At 72.0% G+C, this 16648-nt stretch carries 12 protein-coding genes; 8 read left to right on the top strand and 4 right to left on the bottom strand.

Annotated elements, in window-relative coordinates:
• Positions 1 to 51 precede the first annotated feature (51 nt).
• Complete coding sequence (locus ITX44_RS39130) at positions 52 to 1572, bottom strand: arabinofuranosidase catalytic domain-containing protein (RefSeq protein WP_307795695.1); 1521 nt, start codon at positions 1570 to 1572, stop codon at positions 52 to 54.
• 452 nt (positions 1573 to 2024) lie between these two features.
• Here ITX44_RS39130 and ITX44_RS39125 point away from each other — a divergent pair, with 452 nt between their 5' ends.
• Positions 2025 to 3839 (top strand): ABC transporter ATP-binding protein, encoded by a 1815-nt coding sequence (locus ITX44_RS39125; RefSeq protein WP_205364572.1) that lies wholly within the window; start codon positions 2025 to 2027, stop codon positions 3837 to 3839.
• Between the two features lie 78 nt (positions 3840 to 3917).
• Here the strand turns inward: ITX44_RS39125 and ITX44_RS39120 are convergent, their stop codons facing one another.
• Together ITX44_RS39120 and ITX44_RS39115 are read right to left on the bottom strand one after the other, a co-directional pair.
• Complete coding sequence (locus tag ITX44_RS39120; RefSeq protein ID WP_205364570.1) at positions 3918 to 5267, bottom strand: MFS transporter; 1350 nt, start codon at positions 5265 to 5267, stop codon at positions 3918 to 3920.
• Positions 5261 to 7093 carry a condensation domain-containing protein gene (locus ITX44_RS39115; RefSeq protein WP_205364568.1) on the bottom strand — a complete coding sequence of 611 codons (1833 nt, stop codon included), beginning with the start codon at positions 7091 to 7093 and terminating at the stop codon, positions 5261 to 5263. Before ITX44_RS39115 ends, ITX44_RS39120 begins: the two co-directional genes overlap by 7 nt.
• A gap of 193 nt (positions 7094 to 7286) precedes the next feature.
• Between ITX44_RS39115 and ITX44_RS39110 the strand changes: the two genes are divergently transcribed.
• On the top strand, positions 7287 to 9245 hold the full coding sequence (locus ITX44_RS39110; protein ID WP_205364566.1) for a non-ribosomal peptide synthetase: 1959 nt from the start codon (positions 7287 to 7289) through the stop codon (positions 9243 to 9245).
• 159 nt (positions 9246 to 9404) lie between these two features.
• Here the strand turns inward: ITX44_RS39110 and ITX44_RS39105 are convergent, their stop codons facing one another.
• Positions 9405 to 10550: an acyl-CoA dehydrogenase family protein gene (locus ITX44_RS39105; protein WP_205364564.1), complete on the bottom strand. Its 1146-nt coding sequence runs from the start codon at positions 10548 to 10550 to the stop codon at positions 9405 to 9407.
• Between the two features lie 399 nt (positions 10551 to 10949).
• On the opposite strand from ITX44_RS39105, the gene ITX44_RS39100 reads away from it, so the two are divergent.
• The 6 genes from ITX44_RS39100 (at position 10950) to ITX44_RS39075 (ending at position 16637) form a co-directional block, all read left to right on the top strand.
• Entirely contained in the window at positions 10950 to 12677 is a 1728-nt protein-coding gene (locus ITX44_RS39100) for a ricin-type beta-trefoil lectin domain protein (RefSeq protein WP_205364555.1), read from the top strand.
• A 238-nt stretch (positions 12678 to 12915) separates the two neighbouring features.
• The gene (locus ITX44_RS39095) at positions 12916 to 13146 is read left to right on the top strand and encodes a hypothetical protein (protein ID WP_205364547.1); all 231 of its coding nucleotides are present in this window, start codon (positions 12916 to 12918) and stop codon (positions 13144 to 13146) included.
• Positions 13143 to 13451, top strand: a complete 309-nt coding sequence (locus tag ITX44_RS39090) for a hypothetical protein (protein WP_205364539.1) — start codon at positions 13143 to 13145, stop codon at positions 13449 to 13451. The genes ITX44_RS39095 and ITX44_RS39090 overlap by 4 nt, the downstream gene beginning before the upstream one ends.
• 190 nt (positions 13452 to 13641) lie before the next feature.
• Complete coding sequence (locus ITX44_RS39085; protein WP_205364537.1) at positions 13642 to 13830, top strand: hypothetical protein; 189 nt, start codon at positions 13642 to 13644, stop codon at positions 13828 to 13830.
• 177 nt (positions 13831 to 14007) lie between these two features.
• Complete coding sequence (locus ITX44_RS39080) at positions 14008 to 14820, top strand: nitroreductase family protein (protein WP_205364535.1); 813 nt, start codon at positions 14008 to 14010, stop codon at positions 14818 to 14820.
• Entirely contained in the window at positions 14817 to 16637 is a 1821-nt protein-coding gene (locus ITX44_RS39075; protein WP_205364525.1) for a YcaO-like family protein, read from the top strand. The genes ITX44_RS39080 and ITX44_RS39075 overlap by 4 nt, the downstream gene beginning before the upstream one ends.
• Positions 16638 to 16648 lie beyond the last annotated feature (11 nt).

Here is a 16648-nt window from a genome sequence, read left to right as displayed (position 1 = left end):
GCACCTGCCCCTGCCCCGGTGCCGGGGCAGGGAAAAGGCGGGCGCGGAAGGTTAGCGGGAAGGGGTCGTGGCGAGGTCGAATTCTTCCCAGGGGCCGATTGCCGTGCGGTTGGCGATCAGGGAGGATGCGCCGGCGTTTTCGGCTGTGACGATGTGCTGGTTGTTGTAGGCGCGGAAGCTGACGCTGCCGTCGGGGTTGTGGAGGAGGTAGAAGGTCTCCCACGGGCCGGGGCCGCCGCGGTTCGCGATCAGGGGTGAGTTGCCGTTGTTCTCGGCGGTGACCCATTGGTTGTCGGAGCGCGCCTTCAGGTTCACGGTGCCGTTGTTGTTGGCGACCATGGTGAAGGTCTCGTTCGTGCCGACCGAGGTGGCGTCGGCGATGAGCGAGGTGGTGCTGTTGGGCGCGTCGACGTACTTGCCGTTGGCGTGGGCCTTGAGGCTGATCACGGACTGGGTGGGCGGCGGGAACGTGGTGGTGTTGTTCGCGTAGCCGGCCGCGGTGATGTTGGCCTGCACGGAGTTCTCGGTCGCGTCGGTCGGGAATCCCTTCGTGACGGCGCCCTCGAAGAACTCTCCCGTGCCCATCGGGCTGTTGTCGCCGCCGGTGCCCAGTTCGATGGAGGGCTGCACCTTCATCGGGTTGTAGCCGCCCGGCAGGGCGCCGGAGTACGCCTGGGTCAGCCCGCCGGATTGCCCGTTGCCGTACTTCAGCGTGAAGTTCGTCGTGCCGTTGTTCTTCTCCCACGCGGTCAGGAACGAACCGGTCTCGCTGGGGATGTTCGACGGATTGGGGCCGGCCGCGCTGAAGTACATGCCGTTCTCGAGGTCACCGCCGACCCACGGGCCGGAGCCGGTGCAGCCGCCGGTCCAGCAGGCGGAGCCGTAGTAGATCGCGTTCATGGTCGCGTTGCCGTCGTCGGAGTCGTTGGTCTCGGCCGAGCCGAAGTCGAAGCAGCAGCTGCCGCTGGTGATGTTCGACGACGTGAGCATGTATATGCCCTCGGGCTGCGAGCCGGTGGGCACGTTCTTGGCGGCGTTGTTGCGGTATCCGGTGCCGATGTTGTTGACCAGCACGCCGTACGCGCTCCGGCCGCCGATGGTGATCGGCAGCGCCATCGCGTTCGCGCCGATGTCCGAGCCGTTCGGGCCGGGGCCGGAGAGGCTGCCCGAGCAGCCGGAGCAGGAACTGCCGGGCGAGATGGGCATGTTGTTGGCGTTGGGCGTCTGGTCGTACAGCTGCGTGATGGTGCATGTCGTACCGGAGCAGAAGGAGACCTGCGGCGCCGAGTTGACCGGACCACCGACGGACGCGAGGCCGATGTTCAAGGTGCTCTGGTCCGAGGCGCGCTGGATCTGGTACAGCGGGCCGTTGTACGAGGAGAACATGGCCCGGGTGGTGCTGTACGCCGCCTCGCACGGGGTGCCACCGGACGCGTAGATGTCGCAGGGCCCCGATGAAGCCGCCGCGGCATGCGTCGCCGTCGTGCCGAAGAGCGGCACCGCGATCGCCACCGCCAGCAGGAACGCGAGCAGCAGCCGCGTCCGGCGTCGAAGTGTGGGTATGACCAGCACAAATGCCTCCCGGAAATGTCATGGTGCCATTTCGCCCGTGGCGTTGAGCCGAGTCGCAGCTGCGCTCATCGTCGGGCATGGTCAGTGATCGCCGGTTGTGCTCAGCACTCAGCACACGACGGCATCCGGTGGCGGCGCAGCACACATGTTCAGCCGACTCTTAGGCATAAGTCAAGACTGCGGTCCCACATTAATGGGCATTTCGAAAGACCTTTGGGATAAAGCTGGCATCGATCGGCCGAATATTAGGTATAAAGCAAGCACAAACAGGCCGAGAGGGTGAGTGGGGTGCTCCGCGTCCGGATCCTTTCGCTCGACGCCGCGTTCGCCGGAAAACGCTTGGACCGCGCGGGAGGCGGCTCGGCAGACTGCCGGTTCCGGCCTTCGGCGGCTCGCCGGGGGGGCAGCCGCCCCGAAGTGGCCGGCCGCCGTACGACGACACGGGGTTGGGGATGGGATCGCCTGACACGCGCGAGGACACGCCGGGCCCGGGCTCGGTGCTGCTGGCACTGCGCTACTACGGGCGGGAGCTGGCCCGGCTGCGGTGGCTGACGGCGCCGGCGATGCTGCTGCCGGCGCTGGGCAACATCGGGATCAACTACGTGGCTCCACTGGTCGTCGCCAAGCTCGTGGGGCGGATCTCCGACCACGCGGGCGGCGCTGTCGCGCCGATGGTGCCCTACGTACTCGTCTTCGCCGGCGTGCTGCTGCTCGCGGAGACGTGCTGGCGCATCGGCATCCACTGCCTGAACCGCGTCGACGCAGGCGGCATCGAGCACCTGTACGTGATCGGCATGGACGAGCTGTTCGCCAAGGACGCCGCCTTCTTCCACGACAACTTCGCCGGTGCGCTGACCAAGCGAGTCCTGAGCTTCGCCTCCCGCTTCGAGGAGTTCGCCGACACGCTGACGTTCTCGGTCGTGGGCAGCCTCGTGCCGCTGCTGTTCGGTTCGGTGGTGCTCTGGCAGTACCAGCCACTGCTCGTCGTCGTGCTGCTGGCACTGATCGCGCTGACCGCCCTGTGCACGGCACCGCTCATCCGGCGCCGCCAGGCACTCGTCGACCGGCGCGAGGCGGCGATCGCCCGGGTGTCGGGCCATGTCGCCGACGTCCTGATGAACATGGACACGGTCCGCGCGTTCGGCGCCGAGGAACGTGAGGCGGCGGAGCACCGGTCGCGCGTCGCGCACTCGCGGCTGCTGTCGCTGCGGTCGTGGGACTACGGCAACCTGCGCATCGACACGCTGGTCGCGCCGATGTCGGTGCTCACCAACGCGCTCGGCCTGCTGCTCGCGGTCACGCTCGGCGGCGGCCGGCACGGCGTGGAGGAGGTCGTGGTGGCGTTCACGTACTACACCAACGCCACGCGGATCATGTTCGAGTTCAACCAGATCTACCGCCGCCTGGAGAGCTCGATGACGGAGGCCGCGCAGTTCACCGAACTGCTGCTGGCCCCGCCGACCGTGCTCGACCCGGCGGAGCCGGAGCCGGTGGCGAACCGGGGCGCCGACGTCCGATTCGAGCAGGTGACCTTCGCGCACGGGGGCGCGGAGCCGCTGTTCGAGAACCTCGACCTGACCGTGCCCAGCGGGGCGAGGGTCGGTCTCGTCGGACGGTCGGGCGGCGGCAAGACCACGCTGGCCCGGCTGCTGCTGCGGATGACGGACATCGACGGCGGGCGGATCGTGGTCGGCGGCCAGGACATCAGCAGGATCAGGCAGCGGGACCTGCGCGGCCTGATCTCCTACGTACCGCAGGACCCGGCGATGTTCCACCGCACGCTGCGGGACAACATCGCCTTCGCCCGGCCGGACGCCACTGACGCCGAGATCCGCCGCGCCGCCGAGGCGGCGCACGTCACGGAGTTCGCCGACGCGTTGCCGGACGGTTTCGGCACGATGGTCGGCGAGCGCGGCGTGAAGCTGTCCGGCGGACAGCGCCAGCGGGTCGCCCTCGCCAGGGCGATCCTGCGCGACGCCCCGATCCTGCTGCTCGACGAGGCGACCAGCGCCCTGGACTCCGAGAGCGAGATCCTCGTCCAGGAGGCGCTGTGGCGGCTCATGGACGGGCGCACGGCGCTCGTGGTGGCGCACCGGCTGAGCACCGTCGCCGGCATGGACCGGCTCGTCGTCCTCGACCGCGGACGGATCGTCGAGCAGGGCACCCACCAGCAGTTGCTCACCCGCGACGGCGCCTACGCGAAGCTGTGGCGGCATCAGTCGGGCGGCTTCCTCGAGGACGACGCCGCGCGTCCCGTGCTGCCCTGACCCGACCGCCGAGTACCCTCCCCGGCGGGTCACGCACTCCCGTACGCCGTGACGATCGGCCGCCTTGTGGGGCGGCCGTTACGGGGAGGGGGCCGGGGCCGGTTCCAGGTCCGGCTCGGGGGCGGTCCCCATGTCGCGGCCGGCGCGCTCGGGATCGGCGAACGCGGATGGGCGGACGGATGGGGCAGGGGTCGGCGCGGCGGTGCGCAGGTTGCGGATCGCGGGGACGGCCAGCATCGCGGCGGAGATCAGCAGGGCGCCGGCCGTGCAGACCGTCAGGAGGGCGCGGGGGCCGAAAGCGGAGGCGGCGGGGCCGGCGAGGGCGCGGCCGGCGGGCAGGGCGAGGACGGAGCCGGCGACGTCGTACGCCGCGACCCGGCTGAGGACGGCGGGCGGGACCTGGGTCTGGAGGGTGGTCGCCCACAGCACTCCCCAGAAGGCGAACCCCGTGCCTGCGGCCAGATTGCCCGCGACAACGGCCAAGAGTGGCAAGGGGACGGCCACCACCAGCGGGCTCAGGGCGAAGGCGGCGACCGACAGGGCGCCCGCGGCCAGCGGCCGGACGGGCCGGAACCGCAGGGCGAGCAGTGCGCCGGCCACCGTCCCGGCGCCGAATGCCGAGGTGACCGCCGCGAAGCCGGCCGACCCGTGCGCGGCCACGACGACCGCGGCGCTCAGCGGCAGGGCCGGGCCGAACACCAGCAGCCCGTACAGCGACCACAGCGCGATGACGCTCCACAGCCAGGTACGGGAACGGAACTCCTGCCACCCCTCGGCGAGCGCACGCCACATCGGGGCGGGCGCCGGGCGCGCGGCGCGGTCCTGCGGCCGGCCGAGCCGGATCGCGGTGAGGCACAGCGCGCTCAGGGCGAAGCTGGCCGCGTCGGCGCCGAAGACCGCCGCCGCCCCGAAGCCGGCGAGGAGCAGGCCGCCGAGCGCGGGGCCCAGGAGGGTGGTGAACGCCTCGGCGATCCTCAGTGCCGCGTTCCCGCGCTGGATGTCGGCGGTGAGGCGGGGGACCATCGTGGCGCTGCCCGGGGTGAACATCGCCGTGGCGGCGCCGCCGGCGGCCTGGAGGGCGAGGATCTGCCAGAGCGCGGGGGCGCCGGCGGCGAAGGAGAGGGCGAAGACCAGCTGGGTGACGGTCCGCACCGCGTCCGCGGCGACCATGACGTTCCGCGGCTCGAAGCGGTCGGCGAGGGCGCCGCCGAAGAGTACGAGGAGGGCGACCGGCGCGAGCCACGCCGCGAGGGCGTAGCCGACGCCGCTGGTGCCGAACCCGGCGTCGAGCACGGCGACGGTGAGGGCCACCTGGAGCATGGCGTCCCCGAGCAGGGACACCACGCGCGCGGTGAAGTACAGGTCGAACCCGCGGGGCCGGCGACCCGCCTTCGCGGTGCCGGGCCGGGTGGGGCGAGCGGTCAGCATCCGTACCGCGGCGCCCGGCCGTTCCCCGCGTAAAGCACCGGCAGCGCCGCCCAGGCGGCCGGGTCGCCCGGATCCTCGGGCACTCCCTCGTGGATCACGTACCAGTGGGGGGCCATCACCGCGGGCCGCCCCGGAAGCGCCCCCGTACAGGCGGCGTGCAACCGCGCGGCGACGGCTGCGGCTTCCTCCTCGACACGCTCGCCACCGCCGCCGGTACCGCCACCGCCACCGGCCCCGGCCCCGGTTCCGTCTCCCTCGGTTTCCGGCCCGCTCGGGCCGCCCGCCCGGGGCCCCGGCATTCCCACCCGGCAGACCAGCCGGTGGCCCAGGGCGGCGTCGGGCTCGGCGGTCGTCGCGAGGGCGGCCGGCCGCGGCAGGGAAAGGGTTCCGGCGGCAGTGGCCACGGCCGCGGCGACCTGGTCGAGGTCGATCCAGCTGGAGTCGCTCACCACCCAGCGCGGGCCGCGGGCCGCGGGGGCGAGGCCGGTGATGTCCGCCAGCTCGTCGAGTTTGACGTCGCCGCGGGCCGCCTCGATGAGCAGCGCGGCGAGTCCGCGGCCGAACGCCTCGGCGTCCGCGGCGGGCAGCAGCGCGGGGTCGGCCCACAAGGAGAGGTCGAGTTCGCCGTCGAGGCGGTACACCCACAGCATCAGTTCGACGTTGAGCGGCTCGTGGGGAAGCCAGGTCAACTGGATCTGCTGGGCCGGGTCGCGCGGGTCGGCGGCGCCGCGCAGGACTCCGCCGTCCAGACCCAGCGGGCTGAGGTCGTTGAAGACGCAGTCGCGGGCGAACCGGGCGCCCCGCTCCTCGGCCGCGGCGTCCATCGCGGTCCACAGGTCTCCCGAGTCGAACCAGCTGTTGGGGTAGGCCAGTTGGGTCCTGCGGCGGACCTTCCTGGCAAGTGCCTCGAACCCCTCGGCGTCGGCGGTGACGGACAGCAGCGCGTCCTGGGCCACGGTGCCGACGTAGGTGGAGAGTTCGGGCAGGAACCGGTTGGCGGACAGGGTGGTGACGACGGCCTGCCGCTGCCCGGCGCGGTGCGCGGCGAGGGCGCAGAGGGCGGTCAGCACCAGGGTGGAGCGGGTGACGCCGGTGCGTTCGGTGAGGACGTCGAGCGCCGCGGCGGCGGTGCGGGAACGGATGCGCAGCCGCGGGGTCCAGCCCGCCGGGGGCGCGTCCGCCACGGGCACGGGCAGCCGGGGATGGGCGAACATCGCCTGGGGAATGGTACGCAGTTGCCCGCTCCAGTACCGCAGCGAGGCGGCTGTGCGGCGGCGCCCCTCCTCGGAGCGCTCGATCACGGCGAGGTCCACCGGGCGTACGGGGGCGGGTTCGGGAAGGGTCCGGCCGGCGAGCAGGGCGAGCCACTCCCGGCGCAGGATCCCGAGCGCGGTGGCGTCGACGGCGGCGTGCGAGAGCGCGAGCACCAGGTGGGTCGGCCGGCCCTCGGCGGTGACGACGGCGGCCCGCACGGGCCACTCCCCCGCGGGGTCGAACGCGACGGCGCGCCTGCGCAGCCCCAACTCCTCGGCGAACAGGGCGGGTTCGCCTTCGGCCCGGTGGACTTCGACGGTGAGTTCGCCGCCGGCGTGGACCAGTTGGACCGGCTCCGGCCCGTCGGTGGGGAAGGTGGTCCGTAACGACTCGTGCCGGGTGTGGAGTTCGGCGAGGACGCCGGTGACGACCTCCAGCGGGGTGCCCGCGGGGACGTCCCAGACGACGTGCATGTTGATGTGGGCGGGCTCGTTGTCCGCGATGCAGCGGAGCATGTTCCCCTGCCCCAGGGTGAGCGGGCCACTGCGCGGCGTCCCGCCCCCGAAGCGCACCGCACGCTCCTCGTACCCGGTTCTGCTCGCTCTGCCCGCCTCGCCGTCCCGCATACCGGTCCCCTCGCCGCCCTCGGCCACCGCGGATCCCCGCCGCGATTGGTTCAGACCTATCCTGCCGTAATGCCCGATCAATGGTCCAGACCTTCCTAGAATCCACGCGTTCGGTACGCCCTTCGGCATAGGGAGAGACATGTACGAAAGCGCACCCTTGCGCACCCGCCCCGCCCGTCCCATCGGACCCAGGGGAATCGAGCGGGTGCTGCCCGCCACCACGGTGCTCGGGCTGTTCGAGGAGTACGCGGCGCAGGCGCCCGGCGCACCGGCGCTGACCTGCGGGGACGAGCGCCTCACCTACGCGGGGCTGGACGCGGCGGCCGAGCGGATCGCGGCACGGCTGCGGGCCCGCGGGGTCGCTCAAGGCACCCGGATCGCCCTGTGCCTGCCCCGCTCGGCCGATCTGGTGGCCGGCCTGCTGGCGGTGTGGAAGACCGGCGGGGTGCACCTGCCGGTCGATCCGGCCCTGCCCGCCGACCGGATCGCGTTCGTGCTGGCCGACGCCGGCGCCGAACTCGTACTGACGACGCGCGACGTGAAGGACCGGTACTCCGGCGGCGCCGCACTGCTGCTCGTGGACGACCTGGACGCGGAGGTGGACGCGGGCGCGGCATCGGACGCAGGCACGGGATCGGACGCAGGCACGGGATCCGAGGCGAAGCCTGCGGCGCCGGCCGGCGCACCGGGCGTACCCCGCGCGCAGGCGGCCGGTCCGCTCGACCCGGCGTATCTGATCTACACCTCCGGCTCGACCGGCCGCCCCAAAGGTGTCCTGGTCGGCCACCGCTCGCTGCTCAACGTGGTGCTGGAGCTGGCGCAGGAGATGCCGTGCGGGCCCGGCGACCGCTGGCTGGCGGTGGCCGGAGCCGGGTTCGACATCGCGATGGCCGAACTCACCGTCCCGCTCGCCACCGGCGCCGAGCTCGTCCTGGCCACCGACGCCCAACTGCGCGACCCGCGCGCCCTGGTGGGGCTCGTTCGCAACCGCGCGATCACCCGGATGCAGGCCGTCCCCTCCCAGTGGCGGCTGCTGCTCGACGCAGGTCTCGACGCGCCGGACGTGGTGGCGATGACCGGCGGGGAAGCGCTCACCGTCGGCCTGGCCCGGGAACTGCGTGCCAGGGTGGGCGCGTTGATCAACGCCTACGGACCGACCGAGACGACGGTCCTGTCCACGCTCTGGCGGGTGCCGGCCGCGCCGGAGACGATCTCGATCGGCGGGCCGGTCGCCAACACCCGGCTGAGGCTGGTGAACGACGCTCTGGAGCCGGTCGCACCCGGCGTGACGGGCGAGTTGTGCATCGCCGGCACCGGGGTGGCCCTCGGCTACGCGGGCCGGCCCGAGCTGACCGCCGAGCGCTTCGTCCCCGAGCCGGGCGGCCCGGCGGGAGCCCTGATGTACCGCACCGGCGACCGCTGCCGCCTGCGCCCCGACGGACTGCTGGAGTTCGTCGGCCGCACCGACGGCCAGGTCAAGATCCGCGGTCACCGTATCGAACTGGGGGAAGTGGAGGCCCGGTTGGGTGCGATGCCGGGCCTGGCAGGGGCGGTCGTGACGGTGTACGACGGCGGCCCGGGCGGCTCGTCGCTCGCCGCCTACGTCGTACCCCTCGCGGACACCCCCGCGCCGACCGCCGCGGAGGTACGGGACTTCGCCCGGGCGGCCTTGACGTCGTCGATGGTGCCGAGCGCGGTGGTCGTCCTCGAGCGCTTCCCGCTCACCGCCAACGGGAAGGTCGACCGGCGGGCCCTGCCCGATCCGTCCGCCCCGGCCCCGGCCGCAGCCCCGGCCCCTCCCGCTTCCGCTGCGATACCCGTTGCCGCGCCCGGACCGTCGGACGCCCTGCTGGACGAGGTCTGCGGGATCTGCCGCGAGGTGCTCGGCGTGGATCGGGTGCTGCCCGGCGACGACCTCGCCGACCTGGGCGGGCACTCGCTGTCCATGATGCAGATAGCGGGCGTGATGCACGCCCGCTGGGGGGTCGAGGTTCCCGTGGAACTGTTCTTCGAGTACGACACCGTGGCAGAGGTGGCGGAGGCGATCCGCCTCCTCAGATCCGGCGCCAGATCCGGAGCCCGGGCCGCCGCCGTCTGAGGTTCGGCGCGACCGTACGGACCGGTCGGGCGCGACCGTACGGACCGGCCGGGCGCGACCGTACGGACCGGTCGGGCGCGACCGTACGGACCGGCCGGGCGTGACCGTACGGACCGGCCGGGGGCGGGAGCCCTGCCCCCGGCCGGCGCGGCTGCCGGGTCAGACCCCCAGCGAGCGGCCGATCATCTCCTTCATGATCTCGTTGGTGCCGCCGTAGATCGGCATCATCCGGGTGTCCACGAAGGCGCGGGCGACCGGCTGCTCACGCATGTAGCCGTAGCCGCCGTGGAGTTGGAGGCAGCGGTCCACCACGCGCTTTTGGAGGTCGGTCGTCCACCACTTGGCGCGGGCCGCCCGTACCGGGTCGCGCCGGCCCGCGTTGTGGTCGACCACGCACTGGTCGACGTAGGTCCGGGCGATCTCGATCTCCGTGGACATCTCGGCGAGTTCGAACCGGATGTGCTGGAACCCGCCGATGGGCTGCCCGAACGCGGTCCGCGTCCTGCAGTACTCCAGGGTCGCGGCGAAGACCGTTTCCGCGCCGGCGACGGCCGCCGCCGCGATGCTCAGCCGCTCGCGCTGGAGGTTCTCCATCAGGTACCGCAGACCGCGCCCCTGCCGCCCGAGGAGGTTGGCGGCCGGTACCCGGACGTCGTCGAAGAAGAGCTCCGCGGTGTCCTGGGCGTGGCGGCCGATCTTCTCCAGTGGCCGCCCGCGTCCGAAGCCGGGCATGCCGCGTTCCACCACGAGCAGCGAGAGACCGCCGCGCAGCCGGTCCTCGGGGTCGGTCCGCGCGGCGACGATCACCAGGTCGGCGTGGACGCCGTTGGTGACGAAGGTCTTCGTGCCGCTGAGCAGGTAGGCGTCGCCGTCGCGGACGGCGCTGGTGGTGATCGACTGCAGATCGCTGCCGGCGCCGGGTTCGGTGAGGGCGATGGCGGTCACCAGGTCGCCGGAACAGAAGCCCGGCAGCCAGCGCTCGCGCTGCTCGGGCGTGGCCAGTTGGTTGAGGTACGGGGCGACGACGTCGTTGTGCAGGCCGAAGCCGACGCCGGTGGCGCCGGCGCGGATCAGCTCCTCGGCGAGCAGGACGGGATAGCGGAGGTCGTCCGTGCCCCCGCCGCCGTACTCCGGGGCCACGTCGAAGCCGAGCAGCCCGGCTTTTCCGGCGGCCCGCCAGACGTCACGGTCGACCAGCCCGGCACGCTCCCATTCCTCGTGGTACGGGGTGATCTCGCGGGCGACGAAGGCACGCGCCATCGCGGCGAAGTCCCGGTGCTCGGCGTCCAGCAGGTGGTCCTGCATCGGCGGGTTCCCTCCAGGCGGCTCGGGGGCCGACGCCCCCACGGCACCCCTCGGAACCTCTCGGAACCCGCCCGGACAGCCTGGACCGGGCCCGCAGAGGTCTGGACAACAGGCGGATCGGGGAAGCGTAGCGCCCGCGGGGCCGGCTCACGGCGGATACGGCCGGACCCCCGCACCGACTCGGCCGGCGTCCCGCGGCGCCAAGTGCCCCGTGAGGGTCCAAGCTCCCGCCGTCTTGTCGAACGTCGGGCTGATCGACAAGCTGTGTGCATGACATTCCTGGGCGCCCACCGCCGCGGGACAGGCTGACGTGCCCCAGCGCCGCAGACCCTGTTGCATCCCGCCAGAGATGTCGTAGCGGACACGCGAAAACATGCCTTTCCCATGGAGGACGGACATATGCGCCTGAGATTCGGAAGGCCGCGGCGCGGCGGGTGGAAGAGAGCGATCGTCCTGGTTCCCGTCGTCGCGGTCACGGTGGCGGTCACCGCCGGCGTGACGGTGAACGCCGAGGCGGCGGTGCCCCCGGCGCCGTCGGGGTTCACGCTCACCTGGAGCGATGACTTCAACGGTGCGTCCGGCACCGGCATCGACCAGAGTCTGTGGAAGTACGACACCGGGCCGGGCAGCAATTTCGGCACCGGCGAGATCGAGACCATGACCAACAGCACGTCGAACGTCTACTACGACGGCCAGGGTCATCTGGTGCTCCAGGCCCTGCACTCCGGTACCGACCCGCGGGGCGGATGGACGTCGGGGCGCGTGGAGACCCAGGCGGCCACCTTCGGCGCCCCGGCCGGCGGAGTCGTACGCATGGAGTCCGTCCTCCAGCAGCCCAACGTCACCACCGCCAACGGCGCGGGCTACTGGCCGGCGTTCTGGATGCTGGGCTCCACCCTGCGCACCGGCACCTCGTGGCCGACCTCCGGCGAGGTCGACATCATGGAGGACATCAACGGCCGCAGCTCCGTCTTCAGCACCATCCACTGCGGCGTGAACCCGGGCGGGCCGTGCAACGAGTCGACCGGCATCGGCTCCGGTGAACGCGCCTGTTCGGGCTGCCAGACCGGCTTCCACGACTACGCGGTGGAGATCGACCGCTCGGTGTCGCCTGAGCAGGTCCGGTTCTACCTCGACGGGAACAACTTCTACACGGTCTACGCCAACCAGGTGGACGCGACGACCTGGGCCAACGCGATCGACCACCCGTTCTTCATCATCTACGACCTGGCGATGGGCGGCGGCTTCCCGGACGCCTTCGGCGGTGGCCCGAACTCGGCCACGGTCTCCGGCGGCAAGCTGGTCGTCGACTCGGTGGCCGTGTACAACAAGGCGCCCGGCTCCGGGGGCGGCGGCGGTTCGGTGACCGGCCAGACGATCACCGGTCCGGGCGGCAAGTGCGTCGACGTCGCGGGTGACGACACCGGCGGCGACGGCACCGCGGTCCAGCTCTGGGACTGCCAGTCGTATGCCAAGGACCAGCACTGGACGTGGAGCGGCCAGACCCTCCAGACCCTCGGCAAGTGCCTCGACATCGCCGGCGGCAACAGCGCCGCGGGTACGCAGCTACAGCTCGCCACGTGCAACAGCGGCGGCTACCAGAACTGGGTACGGCAGACCGACGGCTCGCTGCGGAACCCGACCAGCGGCCGGTGCATCGACTCGCCGTCGGGTGCCACCGCGAACGGCACCCGGCTGCAGATCTGGGACTGCAACGGCTCCGGCGCCCAGAAGTTCGCCATCGGCACCCCGATCTACGGTCCCGGCGGCAAGTGCGTGGACGTCGCGGGTGACGACACCGGCGGCGACGGCACCGCGGTCCAGCTCTGGGACTGCCAGCAGGCCACCTCTCTCGACCAGAAGTGGACCTGGAGCGGCCAGACCCTGCAGACCCTCGGCAAGTGCCTGGACATCGCCGGCGGCGTCAACGCGAACGGCACGAAGCTCCAGTTGGCCAACTGCAACGGCGGGGGTTACCAGAACTGGGTCGTCAACTCCGACGGTTCGATGTCCAACCCGACCACCGGCCGGTGCATCGACTCGCCGTCGGGTGCCACCGCGAACGGCACCCGGCTCCAGATCTGGGACTGCAACGGCTCCGGCGCCCAGAAGTTCGCCCTGGCATAAGGGCTTCGCTTCATGAAAAAGCCCCAGGTGAAGAACCTGGGGCTTTTTGCCGCCCGGGCCGATTCGAGGTCCGTGCCCCGGCCCCGTACCGGAACAGCGAAACCGCTCACGCCCCGTCCGTCAGGTGGCTAGCGTCTGACCGGAGCCGACGGGCCGGAAGTCCGGCCCACCCGCACCGAGGAGACACACGTTGAGGACACCGCCCGTCCCTTCCGGGTACGACAGCAGAACACGGCCTTTGCCGCGCACGATCGACGCGATCGGCGCGGCGCTCGGGACGGCGAAGCGAAAGGCCTTCCACGAGGCGCTCGGGCGGGCGCTCCAGGGGCCGGAACTCGACGACGTGCTGAATCTGTGGTGGATGGAGGCGATGTTCGACACCGTGCCCGACCGCCAACAACGTCTGACCGCGACGGTCGAAGGCCGTTACCTGGTACGTCTGCCGGACCTGCTCGGAGGCGGAGAGTGACGCCCGAGTCACGCGGCTGGACGGCCGTCGCCGAACTGAGGGCGGCCGAAGTCCTGGACGCAATGGGAAACTCGGGATTCCGTGAACTCCACGACCAGATGGTCCTCTTTTTCCGCGCACTGGCCCTCGAAGTGGGCGACGCCATCACATCGGGCAAGACGCCGCCGGGACTGCCGATGGAGATCGACGAGGTCATCTGGTACAGCGTTGCGGTGCCCCGGGAAGGGGTCTTCTTCAGTTACAGCATCTACCCGGGCGAACGGCAGATACGGATCTGCGACCTCATATGGATCACCTTCGACTGAGGCCGGACCGACCCCGATTACGGAATGCCCCGGAGAATGCGCTCCGTCCCGCACTCAGCGTCAAGGTGGCCCCTCGCACAGGCAGTCACCCCCACCGCGGCACATCGACCGGCAACTTTCCCCATGGCCCGGTGCGGCTGTGTCGGGCCGAACTTACAGTGATGGCCCAGCCGACGTGACAGGAGCAGGGATGAAGATCACTGTGGTCCGAGAGCACCAGCCGGAGGCGGCTCAGGCAGCCCACTCCGGTGAGTCCGCTGCCAACGAGGAAATCTCCTTCTGCCTTTTCTGTTCCGGGAACTGCGCGGCCGTGAGCGTGGTCGATCTGGCCACCTCCGCGGTCGACGGTCATGACGAACTGCGCCCCCCGCTGAGCTGAGGCCGCACGACAGTGGCTTTTCCGGCCTTCGTCGGGAGTCTGACGGACAACGACGACCACGTCCTGATCCGAGGGTCGGGAGGCGAGGTACGGGTCGACGGAACCAGGGACGAGATCGAGCAGATCTTGTCCCTGCTTCGTGGGCTGACACGCCCGCCGGCAGATGAATCCACTCCGGTGGAAACGGCGGATTCGACGGATTCGACGGATCCGACGAACGCATCGGATCCCACGCAGGACCTGATCGTCGCGCTGGAACACATCGGCGCCGTCACCGGCGGCCGGGACAGCTGGCGGCGCTTTCACGCCGCCTCGTCCAGCCCTGTTCGGCTGCCCGCGGGCCACGATCCGTTCCTGGCCTACGACATGCCCAGGATGACCGTGACCGGAGCGCCCGCCCTGGAGCCGAAGCCGGTGGAAGACCCGGCGCGGATCGACGAGTTGGCGTCCCGTCGGCGGTCCGCCGATCTCGGCTCGGTGGTCCCCCGGCCCGCGGCGAGCCTGGAAGCCGCGATCGGGCTGGCCTACGGTGCGTACCGGCCGCAAACGGGCGGCCACCGTGCCGTCGCCTCGGGCGGCGCCCTCTACCCGCTGCACTTCTGGGTCATCGGCGCCGACGACGCCGGGGCGCCGCGCCGGATCCTCGCGGTCGACCACGACCGCGCCGCGGTCCTCGAAGCGGGCACGGTCGACGCCGGCGAGCTGCCCCGGCTGTTCGGGCCCGAACCGGGGGTGTTGCGTGCCCTGGACCAGGGCGCCGCGGCTGTCCTCATCGCGGCGGACCCGACCCGTACCGTCCACAAGTACGGCGACCGCGGCTGGCGGTTCGCCCTCATGGAATGCGGGGCCGCCATGCACCACATCAGCCTGGCCGCCACGGCGCTGGGCCTGGCGGTCCGCCCCATCGGCGGCTTCGACGACCGGGCCGTGCAGGCGCTGCTGAGCGGACCGGCCGTACCGCTGCTCTTCCTCGTCGTGGTGGCGCCGTGACCGACTTCGTGACCGGCCCCGTGACCGGCGTCCTCAAAGCCCGGGTCATCGTCGCCGCCGAACCCTCGCACGTCGCCGTCATCGACGGGGCGGCGCGCGTGGACATTCAGCTGGACGGCAGTCATCCCCCGGTGGCCCTGTCCCAGTCGCTGCACCACAGCGTGGGGCGGTTCGCCGATCTCGTCGGGGAGGACGCCGCCGCGATCGCCGAAGCGCTCGACGCGGCCGGCCTCCTCGGCACCGCGGACGAGGCCCGGCCCCCGGTCGCGGACACCGCCGCGTTGGCGGACGTCCTGCGGCACCCCGCCCGCCTGGCCGCGGGAACCCTCGTCCACACCGCGGACGAGGCGTTCTGGCCGGGTACCGACCCCGAGCCGGCCCGGGCCGCGTTCCGCGTCTTCGTCTCCCGGCTGAGCGGGTTGAACCGGTGCCAGGTCTACGCGCTGCTGGCCGCGGGCCACGACCTGTCCGTCGCGGGCGACCGCCCCGACGCCCAGGCGCTGGCAGAAGCCTTGGCGGCGGCCCGGAAAGCGGCCTCCCTCGGCGACCACCCCTGCGTCATCGATCTCCGCACCGGCTCGACGACCGGCGTGGTACGGGAGCCGGGCGACATCTGGAACGCGCGCGCCGGACGGCTGAGCGTGACGGCGAGCACGCCCACCGATCGCTGGCAGATCACCGCCGAACGGACGATCACGGTGGTCAGCGGCTGGAGCGCCTTCCCGAACCTCGCGAACTTCCCCGCGCTGGCCGACCGCGAAGCGCTGCGGGGCAACGGCTACCCGCGAGCGGCCGGCGCGGCCACCGACCCCCTGCTCGCGGAGGCCAAGTGCCAGGCCGAGGGCGCGGAGCGCTTCGCGGCCGGCGACGTACCCGCCGACGACCTGCACCGCGCCGCGGCCCGCGACCTGTCCGGGGCCTGGCTGGACCCGAGGTCGATCATCGACTACGCGCCGGCGCAGCGCGATCGCCTCGGCCTCGGCACCTTCGACCCGGACGGCCAGGAGTGGTGGGTGCGGGGCGAGGACCGGGACGGCCCCGTATGGATCCCCGCGGCGCTGGTGTTCTTCCCGTTCACCCGCATCCCCGCGTGGCTGAGCCCGTCGGCCGTCTCGTCCAACGGGGTCGCCGCGCATCCGACGTACGACGGAGCCCGGCGTCGCGCCTGGCTGGAGCTGGTGGAGCGGGACGCCTTCCAGCGGGCACGGTTCGTCGGCCCGGCCCGGCCGCCGTCCCGGATCCGCCCCTCCTCACTGCGCGGGGAGGCACGCGAGCTGATGGACTACCTGGCCGGGCAGGCGTCGGCGCACGCGCTCGTGCTGCCCAGCCCGACCGGCGTCCCGGTGGTCCTGGTCCGGGCCGACACGGAGCGCGCCGTCGCCCTGGGCGCGGCCGCGGCCGACGACGTCGAGGACGCGGTCGCCAAGGCCGCGACCGAGGCCGTCCTGCAGACCCGGCACCCCATCGAGATGGACATCGAGGTCACGCAGGTGTTCCGGCCGGCGGATCACGCCGGGCTGTACAACCTGCCGCAGTGGCGTCCCAAGCTCGACTGGATGCTCGAGGGTCCGGAGCTCGACGTCGGCGAGTTCCCGTTCCCCGTCGCCCGGCCCGGGCCGATCGGCGAGCGGGCCTGCTGGTACACCTACCCCTCCGGAGGGCCGGACCTGCACGTCGTACGCGTCCTCGACCCGGAGCTGATTCCGCTGACCTTCGGGTACGACTCGGATCCGACGGCGCGCGATGACGTACGGACTCTTCTGCGGGACGCGGGGTTCGGCGACGAGGAGCCGCTCGATCCGCATGCTTTCGCGTAGCGAGCCTCCTT

Source organism: Actinacidiphila acididurans (assembly GCF_016918855.1).
Taxonomy (GTDB): Bacteria; Actinomycetota; Actinomycetes; order Streptomycetales; family Streptomycetaceae; genus Actinacidiphila; species Actinacidiphila acididurans.
The sequence above is the reverse complement of the archived record's forward strand: the minus strand, read 5'-3'. Positions and strand labels throughout refer to the sequence as shown.

Coding starts and splice junctions, on each gene's coding strand:
- ITX44_RS39125 (WP_205364572.1), top strand. CDS start 2,025: ATGGGATCGCCTGACACGCGCGAGGACACGCCGGGCCCGGGCTCGGTG.
- ITX44_RS39120 (WP_205364570.1), bottom strand. CDS start 5,267: ATGCTGACCGCTCGCCCCACCCGGCCCGGCACCGCGAAGGCGGGTCGC.
- ITX44_RS39110 (WP_205364566.1), top strand. CDS start 7,287: ATGTACGAAAGCGCACCCTTGCGCACCCGCCCCGCCCGTCCCATCGGA.
- ITX44_RS39105 (WP_205364564.1), bottom strand. CDS start 10,550: ATGCAGGACCACCTGCTGGACGCCGAGCACCGGGACTTCGCCGCGATG.
- ITX44_RS39100 (WP_205364555.1), top strand. CDS start 10,950: ATGCGCCTGAGATTCGGAAGGCCGCGGCGCGGCGGGTGGAAGAGAGCG.
- ITX44_RS39085 (WP_205364537.1), top strand. CDS start 13,642: ATGAAGATCACTGTGGTCCGAGAGCACCAGCCGGAGGCGGCTCAGGCA.